At 75.2% G+C, this 16,868-nt stretch carries 16 protein-coding genes; 5 read left to right on the top strand and 11 right to left on the bottom strand.

Features of this window, described 5'->3' with window-relative positions; genetic code table 11:
• Positions 1–56 precede the first annotated feature (56 nt).
• The 4 genes from HLI28_RS02700 to HLI28_RS15715 form a co-directional block, all read right to left on the bottom strand.
• Positions 57–2,561 carry a heavy metal translocating P-type ATPase gene (locus tag HLI28_RS02700; protein ID WP_171245930.1) on the bottom strand — a complete coding sequence of 835 codons (2,505 nt, stop codon included), beginning with the start codon at positions 2,559–2,561 and terminating at the stop codon, positions 57–59.
• A 172-nt stretch (positions 2,562–2,733) separates the two neighbouring features.
• Positions 2,734–3,048 (bottom strand): heavy-metal-associated domain-containing protein, encoded by a 315-nt coding sequence (locus HLI28_RS02695; RefSeq protein WP_171245929.1) that lies wholly within the window; start codon positions 3,046–3,048, stop codon positions 2,734–2,736.
• A 22-nt stretch (positions 3,049–3,070) separates the two neighbouring features.
• On the bottom strand, positions 3,071–3,412 hold the full coding sequence (locus HLI28_RS02690) for a metal-sensitive transcriptional regulator (RefSeq protein ID WP_171245928.1): 342 nt from the start codon (positions 3,410–3,412) through the stop codon (positions 3,071–3,073).
• A 59-nt stretch (positions 3,413–3,471) separates the two neighbouring features.
• Positions 3,472–3,957, bottom strand: coding sequence for an HU family DNA-binding protein (locus tag HLI28_RS15715; protein WP_171245927.1), 486 nt, complete (start codon positions 3,955–3,957; stop codon positions 3,472–3,474).
• A 260-nt stretch (positions 3,958–4,217) separates the two neighbouring features.
• On the opposite strand from HLI28_RS15715, the gene HLI28_RS02680 reads away from it, so the two are divergent.
• Positions 4,218–5,006, top strand: a complete 789-nt coding sequence (locus HLI28_RS02680) for a hypothetical protein (protein WP_171245926.1) — start codon at positions 4,218–4,220, stop codon at positions 5,004–5,006.
• A 73-nt stretch (positions 5,007–5,079) separates the two neighbouring features.
• On the opposite strand, the gene hemL is transcribed toward HLI28_RS02680, so the two are convergent.
• The 4 genes from hemL to hemC are packed head-to-tail and all read right to left on the bottom strand — an operon-like array spanning position 5,080 to position 9,281.
• On the bottom strand, positions 5,080–6,453 hold the full coding sequence (hemL, locus tag HLI28_RS02675) for a glutamate-1-semialdehyde 2,1-aminomutase (protein WP_171245925.1): 1,374 nt from the start codon (positions 6,451–6,453) through the stop codon (positions 5,080–5,082).
• 40 nt (positions 6,454–6,493) lie between these two features.
• Positions 6,494–7,498, bottom strand: a complete 1,005-nt coding sequence (gene hemB, locus HLI28_RS02670; protein ID WP_171245924.1) for a porphobilinogen synthase — start codon at positions 7,496–7,498, stop codon at positions 6,494–6,496.
• Entirely contained in the window at positions 7,495–8,250 is a 756-nt protein-coding gene (locus HLI28_RS02665) for a uroporphyrinogen-III synthase (RefSeq protein ID WP_171245923.1), read from the bottom strand. The genes hemB and HLI28_RS02665 overlap by 4 nt, the downstream gene beginning before the upstream one ends.
• Entirely contained in the window at positions 8,247–9,281 is a 1,035-nt protein-coding gene (hemC, locus tag HLI28_RS02660; protein ID WP_171245922.1) for a hydroxymethylbilane synthase, read from the bottom strand. The genes HLI28_RS02665 and hemC overlap by 4 nt, the downstream gene beginning before the upstream one ends.
• Before the next feature lie 131 nt (positions 9,282–9,412).
• Here hemC and HLI28_RS02655 point away from each other — a divergent pair, with 131 nt between their 5' ends.
• On the top strand, positions 9,413–9,862 hold the full coding sequence (locus HLI28_RS02655) for a methylglyoxal synthase (protein WP_171245921.1): 450 nt from the start codon (positions 9,413–9,415) through the stop codon (positions 9,860–9,862).
• A 188-nt stretch (positions 9,863–10,050) separates the two neighbouring features.
• Here HLI28_RS02655 and HLI28_RS02650 read toward each other — a convergent pair whose 3' ends face one another.
• Together HLI28_RS02650 and hemE are read right to left on the bottom strand one after the other, a co-directional pair.
• Positions 10,051–11,499 carry an FAD-dependent oxidoreductase gene (locus HLI28_RS02650; RefSeq protein ID WP_171245920.1) on the bottom strand — a complete coding sequence of 483 codons (1,449 nt, stop codon included), beginning with the start codon at positions 11,497–11,499 and terminating at the stop codon, positions 10,051–10,053.
• A complete protein-coding gene (gene hemE, locus HLI28_RS02645; protein WP_171245919.1) occupies positions 11,496–12,611 on the bottom strand; it encodes a uroporphyrinogen decarboxylase in 1,116 nt (371 codons plus the stop codon). The genes HLI28_RS02650 and hemE overlap by 4 nt, the downstream gene beginning before the upstream one ends.
• A gap of 49 nt (positions 12,612–12,660) precedes the next feature.
• Between hemE and HLI28_RS02640 the strand changes: the two genes are divergently transcribed.
• The 3 genes from HLI28_RS02640 to HLI28_RS02630 all read left to right on the top strand — a co-directional run bounded on the left by HLI28_RS02640 (position 12,661) and on the right by HLI28_RS02630 (position 15,496).
• Positions 12,661–14,058, top strand: a complete 1,398-nt coding sequence (locus HLI28_RS02640) for a glutamyl-tRNA reductase (RefSeq protein WP_171245918.1) — start codon at positions 12,661–12,663, stop codon at positions 14,056–14,058.
• A gap of 93 nt (positions 14,059–14,151) precedes the next feature.
• Complete coding sequence (locus HLI28_RS02635; RefSeq protein ID WP_171245917.1) at positions 14,152–14,532, top strand: SHOCT domain-containing protein; 381 nt, start codon at positions 14,152–14,154, stop codon at positions 14,530–14,532.
• A 37-nt stretch (positions 14,533–14,569) separates the two neighbouring features.
• A complete protein-coding gene (locus HLI28_RS02630) occupies positions 14,570–15,496 on the top strand; it encodes a Ppx/GppA family phosphatase (protein WP_171245916.1) in 927 nt (308 codons plus the stop codon).
• A 64-nt stretch (positions 15,497–15,560) separates the two neighbouring features.
• Here HLI28_RS02630 and HLI28_RS02625 read toward each other — a convergent pair whose 3' ends face one another.
• Positions 15,561–16,805 carry a CoA transferase gene (locus HLI28_RS02625; RefSeq protein WP_171245915.1) on the bottom strand — a complete coding sequence of 415 codons (1,245 nt, stop codon included), beginning with the start codon at positions 16,803–16,805 and terminating at the stop codon, positions 15,561–15,563.
• Positions 16,806–16,868 lie beyond the last annotated feature (63 nt).

Below are 16,868 nucleotides of genomic sequence, written 5' to 3'. Positions count from 1 at the left end.
AATCTGCAGGTCAGGACCGGTCCTGACCTGCAGATTTCATGCCCACGACGACGATCTCAGCCGGCGCGGCGCAGGCGCAGCGAGTTGCTCACGACGATTACCGACGAGGCCGCCATCGCCGCACCCGCGATCATCGGGTTGAGCAGACCGGCCGCGGCCAGGGGGATCGCGGCGACGTTGTAGGCGAACGCCCAGAACAGGTTCTGCTGGATGATCCGCAGGGTGCGCCGGGACAGCCGGACGGCGGTGGCGGCCGCCCGCAGGTCGCCGCGCACCAGCGTGATGTCGCTGGCCTCGATCGCCACGTCGGTGCCGGTGCCCATGGCCAGGCCCAGGTCGGCCGTGGCCAGGGCGGCGGCGTCGTTCACGCCGTCGCCGACCATCGCGACCGTCCGCCCCTCGGACTGCAGGCGCGCGACGGTGGCCGCCTTGTCCTGCGGCAGCACCCGGGCGATCACCTCGTCGACCCCGACCGCGGCCGCCGCGGCGCGGGCCGCGCCCTCGGCGTCCCCGGTCAGCAGCACCGGGTGCAGCCCGAGGTCGCGCAGCTCCCGCACGGCCTCGGCCGACGTCGGCTTCACCGGGTCGCGCAGCACGAGCACGGCGCGGGCCGACCCTTCCCAGGCGACGACGACGGCGGTCGCCCCGTCGTCCTCCGCCTCCGCGACGGTGTCCCGCACCTCGTCGGGGACACGGACGTCGGTCTCGTCGAGCCAGCTCAGCCGGCCGACGGTGACCCGGCGGCTACCCAGGCCCGCGTCGCCCAGCCCGGAGTGCGCGGTCCGCACGACGGCCTCGACGCCCCCGCCGGGGACGCTGCGGAAGCCGAACACCTGCAGCGCGCCGGCCGTGACGCCGTCGGCCCCGAGCTCAGCGGGCCGGTGGCCCGGGTCCGCGGCAGGATCCCCCGCGGAGTGCGGCGCGTCGTGTCCTTCGGCAGCCGCCGCGGGCGCGTGCGCGATCGCCTGGGCGATCGGGTGCTCGCTGCGTGCCTCCACGGCGGCGGCGTGCCGCAACGCCTCGTCGGCGTCGACCCCGGCCGCGGGGACGACCCGCTCCAGCGCCATCGCGCCGGCGGTGACCGTGCCGGTCTTGTCGAGCACCACGGTGTCGACCCGGCGCGTGGACTCGAGGATCTCCGGCCCCTTGATGAGGACGCCGAGCTGGGCCCCGCGCCCGGTGCCGACCAGCAGCGCCGTCGGCGTCGCCAGCCCCAGGGCGCACGGGCACGCGATGATGAGCACGGCGACCGCGGCCGTGAAGGCGAACGGCAGGTCCGCACCGGCGAGCAGCCACCCGCCGAACGTCAGCACGGACAGGGTCAGCACGATCGGCACGAACACCGCGGAGATGCGGTCCGCGAGTCGCTGCACCGGCGCCTTGCCGGTCTGCGCCTGGGCGACGAGCCGACCGATCTGCGCCAGCGTCGTCTCCTCGCCGACCCGGGTGGCCCGCACCAGGAGATGACCGGAGGTGTTGACGGTGGCACCGGTGACGGCGTCGCCGGGTGCGACGTCCACGGGCACCGGCTCCCCGGTCAGCAGGGAGGTGTCCACCGCGGAGGTGCCCTCGACGACCTCGCCGTCGGTGGCGATCGTGGATCCGGGCCGCACGGCGAACAGGTCGCCGACGCGCAGCGCGGAGACGGCCACGCGGTCGGTGACCGGCCGGCCGTCGTCGCGGGTCACGGGGGTGCCGTCCGGTCGGGTGCGGACGCGCTCGGCGTCCTTGGCGCCCATCTCGAGCAGCGTGCGCAGCGCGTCGCCGGCCCGCCGCTTCGAGCGGTGCTCGGCGTACCGTCCGGCGAGCAGGAAGGTCGTGACCACCGCCGCGACCTCGAAGTAGAGCTCCGGTGCGCCGGCGTGCTCGCGGGAGGGCAGCAGCGACACGTCCATCGTCATGCCGATCTCGCCGGCCCCGCCGAGGAGCAGGGCCCACAGCGACCAGAGGGTCGCGGCGGTGACGCCGATCGACACCAGGGTGTCCATCGTGGACGACCCGTGCCGCGCGGCGCGGGCGGCCGCCGTGTGGAACGGCCACGCGCCCCAGGTGACCACGGGCAGCGCCAGGGCCGCCACGACCCACTGCCAGCCGGGGAACTGCCAGGCGGGCACCATCGACAGCGCGACGACCGGCACGGTGAGCACGGCGGACACGCGGAGCCGGCGGAGCAGGTCGGCGCCGCGGTACTCGGCGCCGCCGGCGGCGGGCGCCTCCTCCGCCGCCGGCGCGTCGGAGGACTCCTCCGGCCCGGGGCCGTCCTGCCCGTCGGGTGCGAGGAGCACGTCGGTGCCCGCTCCGGGGTCGGACGACGCCTCCGCGCTGCGCGAGCGGGTGATCGTCGCGGTGTAGCCCGCGGCCTCGACGGCTCGCACGAGGGCGTCGTCGTCGTGCTCCTCGGTGAGGACCACGTGCGCGGTCTCGAGGGGAAGGTTCACGGTCGCCTCGACGCCGGGGAGCTTGCCGAGCTTCTTCTCGACGCGCGCGACGCAGCTGGCGCAGGTCATGCCCGAGACGGCGAGGTCGACCTCGCGCACGGTCGGGCTGGGGGTGGTGGTCATGGGAGGTGACTCCTGTGGTGCGTGCGTGGATGTCACCGGCGGCGGACCGGGGAGGCGGTCGGCGCGGTCGGGTGCACCGGGGTGTCCGGTGCGGCGCAGAGGGTCCGCGCCGTCCGGCAGGACGGCGGGTCGGCGGACGGTCCGCGGGAAGAAGGGGGGCGCTGGGGGCTGCTCAGCGGCCCCAGGTGTGCGCGGCGTCGTCGTGCGCCCGCTGCTTGCCGGGCGCCTGCTCGGCCTGCTGGGCCGCGAGCGCGTCCGTCTGCACGTCGAGCGAGGCGACCTCGTAGCCCGCCTCCTCGACGGCGGCGCGCAGCGCAGCCTCGTCGAGCGGCTCGTCGGAGAAGACCGTGACCTCGGACTCCGCGTCCGGGTGGAGCACGATGCTGACGTGCTCGGCGCGGTCGACGGTCTCGATGCGCTCGGTGACGCGCGCGACGGAGTCGGTGCTGGTCATGCCGGTGACGCCCAGCGTGGTGACGGTGCTCATGGTGCTCCTCGGTCTCCTTCGATCAGCTGCGGACGAGGCGTCCGATGGCATCGGTCGCCTCCTTGACCTTCGCGGCCCCTGCCTCGTCGGACTCGCGGGCGGCCCCGACGACGCAGTGGTTGAGATGGTCCTCGACCAGCGCCAGGCTCACGGACTGCAGCGCCTTCGTCACGGCTGACACCTGGGTCAGGATGTCGATGCAGTAGACGTCCTCGTCGATCATCCGGGCGATGCCGCGGACCTGGCCCTCGATGCGGCGCATGCGCTTGAGGTACGCCGCCTTGTCCGAGGCGTACCCGTGCGGGCCGTCGTGCTCGTCCGCGCCGACCGCCGTGGTCGGGTCGGGCGCTGTTGTCTCGGTCATGGCTCCAGCATACCCTCCGGGGGTATGTGGTCAAGGGTGATTCCGGGCACGGTCCGCCGTCACTTCTTCTTCGACTTCTTGCTCTTCCCGGACTTCTTCGCGTCCTTGCCCGAGGCCGCCTTCGGGGAGCCCTTGGCCGACTTCTTGCCCTTGTCGGCCTTCTTGTTCTTCTTCCCCTTCTTGTTCTTCTTGCCCGTGTCGGCCTTCGCGTCCGTGGCCGCCGTCTTCGCGGTGTCCGTCGAGGCACCGTTCGTGGCGGGGGCGGGGTCGCCGCCCGAGACCCGCGCCTTGAACCCCGAGCCGGCCCGGAAGCGCGGGACGACGGCGGCCGGGACCTCGACCGTGTCGCCCGTGCGCGGGTTGCGGGCGGTCCGGGCGGGGCGCTCCGCGCCGGTGAAGGTTCCGAAGCCGAGCAAGGAGACGCGTTCACCGGCGGAGACGCTCTCCATGATCGAGTCCAGGACGGCGTCGACCTGCCGCCGCGCCTGGGTCGGGGTGCTCTCGGTGCGTTCGGCGACGGCCGCGGCGAGCTCGGACTTGTTCATCTCTGATCCTCTCCTGGCACCGGTCGAGGGAGCCGGGGCCCCCGAGATCCACCCAACGTACCCAAGGGTGCTGGTCGTCACCAGGATCGCGCGCACCGGTCCTCCCGCCGGGACGCCCTGCCGCCGGGACGTCCTGCCGCCGCGACCCGTCGGGGCGCGACGGGGTGAAAAAGGGGCATGACCTGGTCGTTCACGCCCCGGTGGCGCTATGTTGAGCCGCCGCCCGAGCGCTGTGCCGAGCGGCAGATCAGGGAGCGTCGATGAAGCGCATGATCGTGGCGTCCGTGGTGGGCGCCCTGCTGGCCGTCGGAGGGGTCGCCGCACCGGCGACCGCCGGATCCGGATCCGTCACCGACTCGGACACCGAGGGCCGGTCCGTCCGCATGACGGTGACCACACCGAAGTACGTGACCATCAACCGGGCGGGCTACACCAAGGTCCCGGTGACGGCCAAGCTGGCGTTCTCGGGACCCGGCACCTTCACCGGGTGGTGGGGTGACGCCGGCTACGCGACCGCCGAGTCGATCAACGGCGACTGGCAGTTCTCCTGGGCCGACTTCACCGACACGGTCGAGACGACCAAGAAGACCACCGTCGTCTTCCGCAAGTACGACCGCCTCGCGCCGCAGCGGCTCGCCGTGGGGGCCGAGACGGCGCCCGTGTACGGCGGTTCGTTGCTCTACCCGTTCGACGACCACCTGACGACCGTGTACCTGCGCAACGCGCGCAAGGTCGTGGGCACGGACGCCTACCGGAAGAGCGGCTCCCGGGCCTACGTCCAGGTCCGCGGGACGGTCAAGGAGAACGTCTGGAAGTCCTCGACGTCCTACGAGGGGACGTGGAGGGCCAGGAAGGGCGTCGAGGTCGCGATCCAGTTCAAGCCGGACGGCGCGGCGAGCTGGAGCACCGTCAAGTACGTCACGACCGGGACGGGCGGAGAGGTCGTCACGCGGATCCGCAAGGGCAAGGCGGGCACGGTGCGGATCGTCGTCGCACCGACCAACCGCACCACGGCGGCCACCGGGACCGACGGCGTCGGCGCCCGCTGACCGTCGTCGGCGCGGGACGACCGTGCCCCGGTACCCGCCCTGGGTACCGGGGCACGGGTGCTCGGGAGCCGGGTCAGGCCGTCGCGGCCGCCGCGGCCCTCGCCGCCGCGGGCAGCGCCTCGAGGATGCGGCCGACCGCCTCCTCGTCGTGCGCCGCCGAGCAGAACCACGCCTCGAACAGCGAGGGCGGCAGGTTGACGCCCGCGTCGAGCATCGCGTGGAAGAACGGCCGGTGGCGGAAGACGTCCTGGGCCCGGGCGTCGGCGAACGACGCCACGCCGTCGCGAGCCGCGGCCTCGCCGAAGAAGACCGAGAACAGCGACCCCACGCGCTGCACGCGGTGCGGCACGCCCTCGGCGTCCAGGGCCTCCTCGAGAGCTGTCGACACGGTGCCGGCCACCTCGGACACCCGGTCGTACACGAGATCGTCGGCCAGCCGCAGCGTCGCCAGGCCCGCGGCCACGGCGACGGGGTTCCCGGACAGCGTGCCCGCCTGGTAGACGGGGCCGGTCGGGGCGAGATGGTCCATGACCGACGCGGCGCCGGCCAGCGCGGCCACCGGCATGCCGCCGCCGACGACCTTGCCGAAGGTGAACAGGTCCGGGGTCCAGTCCTCGCCCTGCGCCCGGGCCAGACCCCAGTAGCCGGCGTCGGAGACGCGGAACCCGGTGAGCACCTCGTCCAGGACGAGCAGCGCCCCGTGCTGGGAGGTCAGGCGGCGCAGCCCGGCGTTGAAGCCCGGCGCGGGCGGCACGACACCCATGTTCGCGGGGGCCGACTCGGTGATGACGGCAGCGATGCGGTCGCCGTGCGCGGCGAACACCGCCTCGACGGCGTCCAGGTCGTTGTACGGCAGGACGAGGGTCTCGGCGGCCGCGGCCTCGGTGACCCCGGCCGACCCGGGCATGGCCAGCGTCGCGACGCCCGACCCGGCCTCGGCGAGCAGCGCGTCCACGTGCCCGTGGTAGCAGCCGGCGAACTTGACGACCAGCGGGCGTCCGGTGACGCCCCGCGCCAGCCGCACCGCCGTCATCGTCGCCTCGGTGCCGGTGGACACCAGCCGGACGTGCTCGGCGGCCGGGACCCGCCGACGGATCTCCTCGGCGAGCTCGACCTCGCCGATCGTCGGCGCGCCGAAGGACAGTCCGCGCGATGCCGCCTCCTGCACGGCGGCCACCACCTCGGGGTGGGCGTGCCCGAGCAGGGCCGGGCCCCAGGATCCGACGAGGTCGACGTACTCGCGCCCGGCGACGTCGGTGACGTAGGGGCCGCGGGCCGACGTCAGGAACCGCGGGTCGCCGCCGACCGAGCCATAGGCGCGCACCGGGGAGTTCACCCCGCCGGGGATGGCGTCCTGGGCACGCAGGAACGCGGAGTGGTTGTCGGCCGGGGGCGTGGCGCCCACGAGCGCCGTCTCGACCTGGCCGAAGCCTGCGGTGTCCGTCATCGTGGTCCTTCCGTTCGGTGGTGGCGGGGGCTCGGCCGGGTCAGGCGAGCCAGTCCGCGATCTCGTGCGCCCAGTAGGTGAGGATCACGTCGGCGCCGGCCCGCTTGATGGCCAGCACCGACTCCAGGACGGCACCGCGGCGGTCGATCCAGCCGTTCGCGGCCGCCGCCTCGATCATCGCGTACTCGCCGGAGACCTGGTAGGCGGCCACGGGCACGTCGGCACGGTCGGCGACGCCGCGCAGGACGTCCAGGGAGGTCCCGGCTGGCTTGACCATGACCATGTCCGCCCCCTCGGCCAGGTCCAGGTCGGCCTCGCGCAGCCCCTCGCGGGAGTTGGCGGCGTCCATCTGGTAGGTCCGCCGGTCGCCCTGCAGCGCGGAGTCGACGGCCTCGCGGAACGGCCCGTAGAAGGCGCTGGCGTACTTGGCGCTGTAGGCGAGGATCGACACGTCCTCGAAGCCCGCGTCGTCCAGCGCGTCACGGATCACGGCGACCTGGCCGTCCATCATGCCCGACGGCGAGACCACCTCGGCGCCGGCCTTCGCCTGCGCGACCGCCATCGTCGCGTAGCGCTCCAGGGTGCTGTCGTTGTCGACGACGCCCTCGGGGGTGAGCACGCCGCAGTGGCCGTGGTCGGTGAACTCGTCCAGGCAGGTGTCGGCCATGACCACGGGGCCGGGGCGCCCCGTCTCCGCCTCGACGGCGGTCACGGCCGCGCGCGCGGCCCGGATCCCGCGCTGCAGGATGCCGTCCGGGTCGTCGCCGGCGGTGCCGCGGCCGTCCCGCTCGGCCGGGATGCCGAAGAGCATCACCCCGCCGACCCCCGCGCGAGCCGCGGCGGCGACGGCGTCGGCCAGCGTGGCCTCGGTGTGCTGCACCTGGCCGGGCATCGACGAGATCGGCGCGGGCTCGGTCAGCCCCTCCTTGACGAACAGCGGCAGCACGAGGTCGGCCGGGTGCAGCCGGGTCTCGGCGGCGAGCCGGCGCATCCGCGGTGTCGTGCGCAGACGGCGGGGCCGGTAGACGATGCCGGACGTGCTCATGAGTTCTGCTCCAGGGCGGTCGTGACGGCGGCGGCGAGGCCGTCGTCGGTCGGTGCGGACGCGACGCCCGCGACGGTCAGGCCCACCTCGTGCGCGGTGTCGGCCGAGGGACGGCCGATCGCGACGACGGGTGCGGCGGTGCCGAGCTGGGCGGCGATCTCTCGGGCGACGGAGCCCGAGGTGACCACGACCAGGTCGTAGGGGCGGCCGACGACGTCCGCCGGCAGCGCGGTGCGCACGGTGCGGTAGGCGGTGACCACCTCGGGGTGCCAACCGCGGGCGGCCAGACCGTCGCGCAGGGTGGGGCGGGCGCGGTCCCCGAGCGGCAGCAGCACGGGTCGCCCCTCCTCGTCGGCGTGCGGGAAGGCGGTGACGAGCCCGTCGGCCGAGGCGTCCGCGGGCACCAGCTCCGGCTCGACGTCCACGGCCCGCAGCGCGCGGACGGTGGCCGGGCCCACGGCGGCCCACCGGGTGGGTGCGGCGGCGAGCGGGCGGGCGGCAACCCCGGCCAGGGCCTCGACCGCGTTCACGCTGGTGATCACGGTCCAGGCGAACCGTCCGTCGTGCAGGTGGGCCACGGTCCCGCGCAGGGCCTCCTGGTCGTGCGCCGGAGCCCGGGTGATCACCGGGGCGACGGTGACGTCCGCCCCGGCGTCGCGCAGCAGCGCGGCCAGCCCGGCCGCCCGCTCCGGCGAGCGCGGCAGCAGCACCGACCGTCCCGTCAGCGGGGGACGTGGGTCCGGGGCGGTCACGGGACCTCCGGGTCGTCCGTCCCGGTCAGCGTCCGGTCGGCGTCGCCGCGGGACGGCGGTGCCGCGGTCAGCGGTGCCAGCCGCGCGGCGCCGTCGGCGAGCAGCCGTTCGGCGACCCGGACGCCCAGCGCGCGGGCCGCCGTGTCCGCGTCGGCGTCGGACAGGTCGGGCCCGACGGCGACCCGGGCCGTGTGGGTGAGCTGCTCGGCGCCGTCGACCCGCCCGACGACGGCCGACATGACGAGCTCGCCGTCCTCCAGGCGGGCGTGGGCGCCGATCGGGGCCGAGCACCCGGCCTCGAGACGGGCCAGCACCCCGCGCTCGGCGGTCACCGCCAACCGGGTGGGCCGGTGGTCCAGGGCGGCGAACGCCTGGGCGAGCGCGCCGTCGGCGAGGTCGACGGCACGGGCCTCGACCGCGAGGGCGCCCTGCCCGGGGGCCGGGGCGACGACCGACGGGTCGAGCACCTCGCTGACGACCTCGGTGCGGTCCAGCCGGCTCAGCCCGGCGAAGGCGAGCACGACGGCGTCCAGGTCGGCGTCCTCGCCGAGGGCCCGGGCCAGCCGGGTCTCGACGTTGCCTCGGATGTCGACGATCTCGAGGTCGGGCCGGGCCGCCTGCAGCTGGGCGGCCCGGCGCGGAGAACCGGTGCCGACCCGGCCGTTGCGGGGCAGCGTCTCCAGCGTCAACCCGTCGCGGGCGCACAGCGCGTCGCGGGGGTCCTCCCGTTCCGGCGTGACGAACGTCAGACCGGCAGGCTGGGCCGTGGGCAGGTCCTTCAGCGAGTGCACCGCGACGTCGCAGCGCTCGTCGAGCAGGGCCTCGCGCAGCGCGGCGACGAACACGCCCGTGCCGCCGAGCTGGGAGAGCGAGGTCGTGCGGTCGGCGTCCCCGGCGGTCCGGACGTGGACCAGCTCGACGGGGTGCTCGAGCAGCTCGGTCAGGCGGCGCGCCACGAAGCCGGACTGCGTGGTCGCCAGTCGGCTGGCCCGGGTGCCGAGGCGCAGGTGGGTGACGTCGAGGGTGCTCACCCGTCCAGTCTCTCGCGAACCGAGGGGTCCGGGACAACCCGGACGGCCCTGTTCCGGCGGATCTCACAGTGCCCTCGTGACAGCATGAGCACCAGGGGGCACGGGGGTGCCCCGACGGAGAGGAGCGCTCCATGGAGGCCGTCCGACACGACATCGCCCTGGTGGCGCACGACAACAAGAAGGTCGAGCTGCTGCGGTGGGCGGAGTTCAACCGCGACACCCTCGCCGGCCATCAGCTCTGGGCCACCGGCACCACCGGGACGATGCTCGAGTTCGAGCTCGGGCTGCCCGTGAACCGCCTGCTCTCCGGCCCGGTCGGGGGCGACCAGCAGATCGGCGCCAAGATCGCCGAGGGCACGATCGACATGCTGATCTTCTTCTGGGACCCCCTCGAGGCGCAGCCCCACGACCCGGACGTCAAGGCCCTGCTGCGCCTCGCGGCGGTCTGGAACGCGCCGATGGCGTGCAACGTCGCCACGGCGGACATGATGATCTCCTCGCCGCTGATCCACGAGGACTACGGCGCCCGCCGGCCGGTCATCGACCAGCGCGGCTGGGTGGGCGGCGAACCGGCCGAGTGACCCGCGGCGAGAGCGTCGGCTCCCTTGCTAGGTCGTACCTTCCGTCACGCGGTCGTACCCGCCCGGTACGACCGCGTGACGGAAGGTACGACCGCGTGACGGAAGGTACGACCGCGCGGCCGAGCTGGCAGGCAGGTCGGCGGGCATTCACTCGGCCAGGCCCGCGGGTCGGCAGGCGTAGCCCGGGCCTAGAGCCCGGCGACGGCCGCCTGGGCGTGCGTGACGATCGCGGCGAGACCGGTCCCGGCGACCCAGCCCCCGGTGGTCGCGAGCCCCGGCGTCCGGCCGACGGCGGCCCCCAGGTCGGCCACCGCCGTGCGGTAGGCCGGGGTCGGCGGCGGCAGCGCGCCGTCCCAGCGCTGCAGCAGGTGGTCGACCACGCGGTCCGCGACGGGTACGCCCAGCAGCTCGGCGGCGTCGCGCGCGGCCTCCTCGGCCGTGGGCGGGACCGTGGGCTCGCCGAGCCGGCCGTAGGACAGCCGGACGACGTGCATGCCCTCGCCGGCCGCGGCGCGGACGCGCTCGGCCAGCCACGGCCACTTCGCCGTCGAGTGGGTCATGGCCTTGGCCCGCACCGGCCCGGCGTCGGGGGCGACGAGCATCCCGGAGCCGCGGGGTGCGGCGTCCAGCTCGGGGGCGTCGAGCAGCAGCGTCGCCAGCCAGACGTCCGCACCCTGCTCCGGGACGGGGACCACACCGGTCCACGGCTCCAGCATGGGCGCCACCGTGGGGGTGGCCACCACCAGGCGCTCGGCGATGGTGGTGTGCACCGAGCCGTGGCCGCCCCGGACCTGCGCGGACGTGGCCCGCGAGCGCACGACCCAGCCGCCGTCGTCGGCCCGCTCGACCCCGACGACCTCGTGGCCCAGGCGCAGCGTGGTGTGGATGGGGCCGGTGGCGTCGGTCGTGGGGGAGTCGGTCCAGTCCTCGGCGCTCGCGGCGATCTGCCCGGCCAGCGCCTCGACCAGCCCGTGCAGGCCGCCGGCGATGCCGCGGACCGCCGAACCCGCCGGCGCGGCGGCCCGCAGGTCGGCCACGGCGCGCGTGAGCGACCCCTCCACGGCGAACCGTTCGCGCAGACCCGGGGCGACCGCCGCGACGTCCAGGCGATCCAGCGGGGCGGAGTGGACCCCGGTGGCCACCGGGGCGACGAGCCGGTCGGTGGCACGGGCTCCGAGCCGGGCGCGCACCAGGGTGCCGAGGTCGTCGGCCCCGGCCCCCACGAACCGGGGGAGCACGCGGTCCAGGGCGGCCCGGGCGACGCCGGGCCAGCCGATGACGCGGCGCACGTCCGCCGCCCAGGGGACCGCCGGGATGCCGAGCACCCCGGCGGCGGGCAGCGGGAACGGACGACCCGCGGCGTAGCCCCAGGCGGACAGCGCCGCGGGGGCGACGACCTCGAGGCCGAGCCGGCCGGCGAGGTCGGCCACGGCGGTCCCCCGGGAGGCGAACGACTCGGCACCGAGGTCGACCGGCACCCGCGGCAGCGACTCGAAGGAGCCGCCCCGGATCGGTCCGCCGAGCCGGGGCGAGGACTCCAGGACGACGGTCCGCAGGCCGCGGTCGATGAGCGTGCTGGCCGCGACCAGGCCCCCGATCCCGCCGCCGACGACGACGGCGTCCACCTGCTGGCTCACAGCGAGTGCACGAGCTCGACGACGCGGGTGAGCACCGTCGGGTCGGTGGTCGGCGGGACGCCGTGGCCGAGGTTGACCACGTGCGCCGGTGCCGCGCGCCCGCGGTCGACGACGTCGCGGACGTGCGCCTCCAGCGCGGGCCAGGGGGCGCCGAGCAGCGCCGGGTCGATGTTGCCCTGCAGGGGGACGTCGTCGCCGAGCCGGCCGGCGGCCTCGTCCAGCGGGGTGCGGTAGTCGACGCCGACGGTGCGGTGGGTCAGCCCGGCCGCGACGAGGACGTCGCGCATGGCGGGCAGCAGGTGGCCGGTCGCGGTGCCGAAGTGGATGCCCGGCACGCCCAGGTCGGCGACGTGCCGCAGGGCCCGCGTCGACGACGGCGCCACGTGCGCGACGTAGTCGGCCAGGGACAGCGAGCCGGCCCAGGAGTCGAAGAGCTGCACGGCGCTGGCGCCGGCGAGGATCTGGGCCCGCAGGAACCGGCCGGTGAGGTCCGCGGTCCATGTGGTCAGGCGCTGCCACGTCTCCGGGTCGGCGTGCATCAGCGTGCGGGCGGCCAGGTGGTCCCGCGAGGGCCGGCCCTCGACGAGGTAGGCGGCGAGGGTGAACGGCGCACCCCCGAACCCGATGAGCGGGGTGGAGCCGGGCCCGTCCGACAGCTCGGCGACCGTGCGCGCGGCGGCCTCGCTGATCGGGGCCAGCGCGGTCTCGTCCAGGTCGCGCGAGACGAGCTCGTCGATGTCGGCGGCCGTCCGGTAGGGGCGGTCCATCACCGGGCCGACGCCGGAGGCGATCTCCACGTCGACGCCCGCGAGCTTCAGGGGCACCACGATGTCGCTGAAGAAGATCGCCGCGTCCACGCCGTGCCGGCGCACCGGCTGCAGCGTGATCTCCGCGGCGAGGTCCGGCCGCAGGCAGGACTCGAGCATCCCGATGCCCTGCCGCACCTCGCGGTACTCGGGCAGGGAGCGCCCGGCCTGGCGCATGAACCAGACGGGGGTGCGCTCCGGCCGGTCACCACGCAAGGCCCTGACCAGGGGGGACGTCGACGTGCGGCCGTCGACCAGGGGATGGGTGGACGGCAGGTTGCTGACGCTCGGCGTGGGGGATGTCACGGTTGACGATTCTGCCCCCACGCCGGGGTGAACTTAAAGTGGAGCCACTGTGGTACTCCTCTCTCTCACCGCCTCCCACCGCGAGCTGGACCTGGACGCGCTCGAGCGCCTCTCGTCCGGCTCGCACTCCGTGGGCCGTGAGGTCGTGGGCAGCTGCCGCCCGGTCCAGGGCGCGGTGGTGATCTCCACCTGCAACCGGTTCGAGCTCTACCTCGACGTGGACGCCCCGCTCGATGGCGACGCCGTGCGGCACGCGACCCACCACGTCGCCGACCTCGTCGCCGCGTCCTCCGGGGTCACGACCGACACCGCGGCCGGGTCGTTCACGGTCCGCACCGGCTCCGAGGTGGCCCAGCACCTGTTCGGGGTCGCCGCCGGGCTGGACTCCATGGTCGTGGGGGAGCGGGAGATCGCCGGTCAGGTCAAGCGCGCGCTGGTGAGCGCGCGCGACGACGAGACCACCTCGAAGACCCTCGAGCTGCTCTTCCAGACGGCGTCGCGGACCTCGAAGCGGGTGGGTCACCACACGACGCTCGGCGGGGTCGGGCGCTCGCTCGTGGCGCTGGGCCTGGACCTCGCCGGGGAGACCCTGCCGCCGTACCCCGGGACCCGTGCCGTCATCATCGGCACCGGCGCCTACGCCGGTGCCTCGGTGGCGGCCCTGCGCGCCCGCGGCTGCCACGACGTGCGGGTCTACTCCCGGTCGGGACGGGCGGCGGACTTCGCGGCCTCGCACGACGTCGAGGCCGTCGCCACCGACCTGGAGGCGCTGGTCGAGGCGCTCGAGGACGCCGACGTCGTCGTGTCCTGCTCGGGCGCTCGTGGACGGGCGCGCGACCTGCCGGGCGTGGACGCCCCCGAGGCCTCTCTGGCGTACGTCCTGGACGCCGCCGCGGTGGCACGGGCACGGGAACGGGCGGCGGCGCGGGCCGAGGAGGCCCCGGAGCCGCCGGCGCTGGTGATCCTGGACCTGGCGCTGCACCGCGACGTGGACCCGCGGGTGGCCGACGTCGAGGGCGTGCTGCTGTACGACCTGTCGACGCTGAAGGCGAACGCGCCGGCCACCGACCACGCCGAGCTGGACCGCGCGCGGGACCTGGTCGCGGACGCGGCCGTGCGCTTCGAGGAGACCCGGCTGGGGCGGGCCGCTGACGCCGCGGTCGTCGAGCTGTTCGACGAGGCCGAGCGGCAGGTCGAGCACGAGGTCGCCGTGGAGTCCGCCCGGCTGGTCGAGGAGCTCGCCCCGTTCGGGCAGTCGCCGACGGAGGCCGATCTCGAGGGGATCGCCCGGACCGTGCGCCGTCGCGTACACACCGAGCTGCACGGCCGCATCGTCGCGGTGCGCGCGACGGCCCTGGCCGACGCCCGGGCCGCCGAGGCCGCCGTGGTCGCCGGCGCGGAGCAGACCCTTCGGGCCTCTCGGGCAACACACCCCTCACGCGCATAGGGCTTTTGTCGGGCGAGTGCGGGGCGCCTCCCGTAGCGTGATCGGCGAGGCCGCAGCGAGCGGTCGACGCACCCGCGGAAGGACGTGCCGGCGATGGACAGCTTCTGGGACTACATCTGGTTCCTCCTCTGGATCTTCCTCTTCATGGCCTACCTGATCGTGCTCTTCCAGATCCTCGCGGACCTGTTCCGTGACCACACCCTCAGCGGCTGGTGGAAGGCGGTCTGGGTCCTCTTCCTGATCTTCGTCCCGCTCCTGACCGCGCTCGTCTACCTCATCGCCCGCGGGCGGGGGATGGCCGAGCGCAACCTCGCCGCGGTCAAGGAGTCGAAGGCGGCCACGGACGACTACATCCGCTCGGTGGCGTCGCACCCGGCGCCGGCCGACCAGATCGCGGCCGCGAAGAAGCTTCTGGACGAGGGAGCGATCACCCCGCAGGAGTTCGAGTCGATCAAGGCCAAGGCCCTCTCCTGACGGAGGGTGCGCCGGCCCGCGCCGGTAGGTTGCCCTCATGAGGCTGGGCGTCATCGACATCGGTTCCAACACGGTCCACCTCCTGGTCATGGAGGCGCGACACGGTGCCCGGCCCGTCCCCCAGGCGAGCCACAAGACCACCGTGCGTCTCATGCGCTACCTGGAACCGGACGGGTCGATCTCCGCCGAGGGCGTGGCGGCCCTGCACGGGGCGGTCGGCGACGCCGTGGCGGTGGGGCGTGAGCACGGCATCGAGGCCACGATGGCGCTGGCGACCTCGGCGCTGCGGGACGCGACCAACGGGGCCCGGCTGATCGCCGACCTCTCCGAGCTCGCCGGCGTGCCCGTCGAGGTGCTCGGCGGCGAGGAGGAGGCGCGGCTGACGTTCCTCGCGGCGCGTCGCTGGTACGGCTGGGGCGCGGGCCGGCTGCTGCTGCTGGACATCGGCGGCGGGTCCCTCGAGATCGCCAGCGGCGTCGACGAGGCCCCCGACGTCGCGCTGTCGGTGCCGCTCGGCGCCGGCCGCACGACCCGGGAGTTCCTCTACGAGGAGGACCCGCCGGCCAAGCGCGACGTGGAGCGGCTGCGCAAGCACGCCCGCCGGGTGCTGCAGGACGCGGTCGGCCCGGTCCGGGACGCACCCGCGCCCGACCACGCCGTGGCGACGTCGAAGACGTTCCGGTCCCTGGCACGTCTCGCCGGGATGCCGCGGCAGGTGATGGGCACCGGCGAGCGGTGGCGGATGCGGCAGGAGCACCTGGCCGACTGGGAACCGCGGCTGGCGAAGCTCTCCTCGGGGGATCGCACGGTGCTGCCGGGCATCGGGCCGGGACGTGCCCGGCAGATCGTGGCGGGGGCGGTCGTCGCCGAGGAGGCGATGCGTGCCCTGGACGTGGACGAGGTGGAGATCTGCCCGTGGGCGCTGCGCGAGGGAGCGATCCTCCAGCGGCTCGATCACCTCTGACCCGACGCCACACCCGCTGTGGGCATGAAATCTGCAGGTTCCGGGGACTCGAGCGCTGCAGATTTCATGCCCACAGCGGGGGGTCGGAGCCCCAGGGGTGCGCCGGAGCGGGGTAGTCGTCGACCGGCAGGGCCGGGCGCGCCGTGCGCACGCCGGCGTGGGTCACGGTGGTCGACGCCGGCGGCACGGCGGCGGGAGGAGGGTCCGGGTCGCGCCCCGGCGCGTCCAGCAGCCGGGCCGCCGTGCGGGCCAGCGAGACCGACACGTCGCGACCGGACCCGTCCGCAGACCGGTCGACCAGGCCGTCGAGCACCCCGGCGGCCAGCAGGTAGCCGGTGGCGTGGTCGAGTGCCTGGGCCGGCAGCGCCCCCGGCGTGACGCCGTCGGGCGACTCGACCAGAGCGATCCCGGTGGCGGCCTGCACCACGGAGTCGAAGCCCCGTCGGCCGCTCCACGGGCCGTCGGTGCCCCACGCGGAGACCCGGGCGCGAATCACCGACGCGGGCACGCGGAGCCCGAGCGCCTCCAGAGCACCCGGTCGGTACCCCGTGACCAGGACGTCGGCGGCGTCGAGCAGCTCCTGCGCACGCCGGTGGTCGGCACGGTCCCGCAGGTCGAGGACCGTCGTGCGCTTGCCCTGGCCGGTGTCGAGGTGCTGGGCGGCGATCTCGGCGGGCGCCGGCGGGTCGACGCGGAGCACGTCCGCGCCGAGCAGCGCGAGGGTCCGGGTCCCGACGGGGCCGGCGATGACGCGCGTCAGGTCGAGCACCCGCAGCCCGGCCAGCGGCGCGGGCCCGCCACGGGTGCCCGAGAACGCGGCGGGGGGACCGGGGGACCGGGGCTCGACCCGCACGAGGGGTCCGACGGCGGCGGCCCGGCCGGGCGCCGAGGCGCGCCACTCGTCCTCGGAGCGGACCCGCACGACGACCGCCCCGGTGGTGGCGGCGTCGTCCTCGACCTGACGGGCCGAGCACGTCGCGAGCCGGGCGGCCAGGTCGTCGCGCGTGGCGTCGTCGGGCAGGTCGAGCAGCCGCAGCAGACGCGTCCGGTGGTGGGGATAGTTCGCGTGCGTGCGGACCCAGCCGTCGGACGTCGCGAAGAACCCCGAGTGCGGGGCGAAGCCGGCGACCGGGTCGCCGTCGATCCGCAGCAGCCGGTCGGAGCCGAACGCGGCGGCGACGCGGGCCGGTTCGAGGGGGTCGTCGACCAGCGGACCGGTCGCCCCGGCGCGACGCGCGGCCGAGCGCAGCACACCGAGCGCGTCCGTGGCCAGGTCGAGCACCGGCAGCGTGGCCGCGAGCCAGGTCATGGTCCGACGGTACCCACCCGCGGCCGACGATTTCACCCGGCCTGTCGTGCCGGGGCGGCGCAT

The sequence above is a fragment of the Isoptericola sediminis genome (assembly GCF_013085345.1).
In the GTDB taxonomy this organism is placed as follows: Bacteria; Actinomycetota; Actinomycetes; order Actinomycetales; family Cellulomonadaceae; genus Isoptericola; species Isoptericola sediminis.
This window is presented reverse-complemented; position numbering and strand designations above follow the sequence as displayed.

Coding starts and splice junctions, on each gene's coding strand:
- HLI28_RS02700 (WP_171245930.1), bottom strand. CDS start 2,561: ATGACCACCACCCCCAGCCCGACCGTGCGCGAGGTCGACCTCGCCGTC.
- HLI28_RS02695 (WP_171245929.1), bottom strand. CDS start 3,048: ATGAGCACCGTCACCACGCTGGGCGTCACCGGCATGACCAGCACCGAC.
- HLI28_RS02690 (WP_171245928.1), bottom strand. CDS start 3,412: ATGACCGAGACAACAGCGCCCGACCCGACCACGGCGGTCGGCGCGGAC.
- HLI28_RS15715 (WP_171245927.1), bottom strand. CDS start 3,957: ATGAACAAGTCCGAGCTCGCCGCGGCCGTCGCCGAACGCACCGAGAGC.
- HLI28_RS02680 (WP_171245926.1), top strand. CDS start 4,218: ATGAAGCGCATGATCGTGGCGTCCGTGGTGGGCGCCCTGCTGGCCGTC.
- hemL (WP_171245925.1), bottom strand. CDS start 6,453: ATGACGGACACCGCAGGCTTCGGCCAGGTCGAGACGGCGCTCGTGGGC.
- hemB (WP_171245924.1), bottom strand. CDS start 7,498: ATGAGCACGTCCGGCATCGTCTACCGGCCCCGCCGTCTGCGCACGACA.
- HLI28_RS02655 (WP_171245921.1), top strand. CDS start 9,413: ATGGAGGCCGTCCGACACGACATCGCCCTGGTGGCGCACGACAACAAG.
- HLI28_RS02635 (WP_171245917.1), top strand. CDS start 14,152: ATGGACAGCTTCTGGGACTACATCTGGTTCCTCCTCTGGATCTTCCTC.
- HLI28_RS02630 (WP_171245916.1), top strand. CDS start 14,570: ATGAGGCTGGGCGTCATCGACATCGGTTCCAACACGGTCCACCTCCTG.
- HLI28_RS02625 (WP_171245915.1), bottom strand. CDS start 16,805: ATGACCTGGCTCGCGGCCACGCTGCCGGTGCTCGACCTGGCCACGGAC.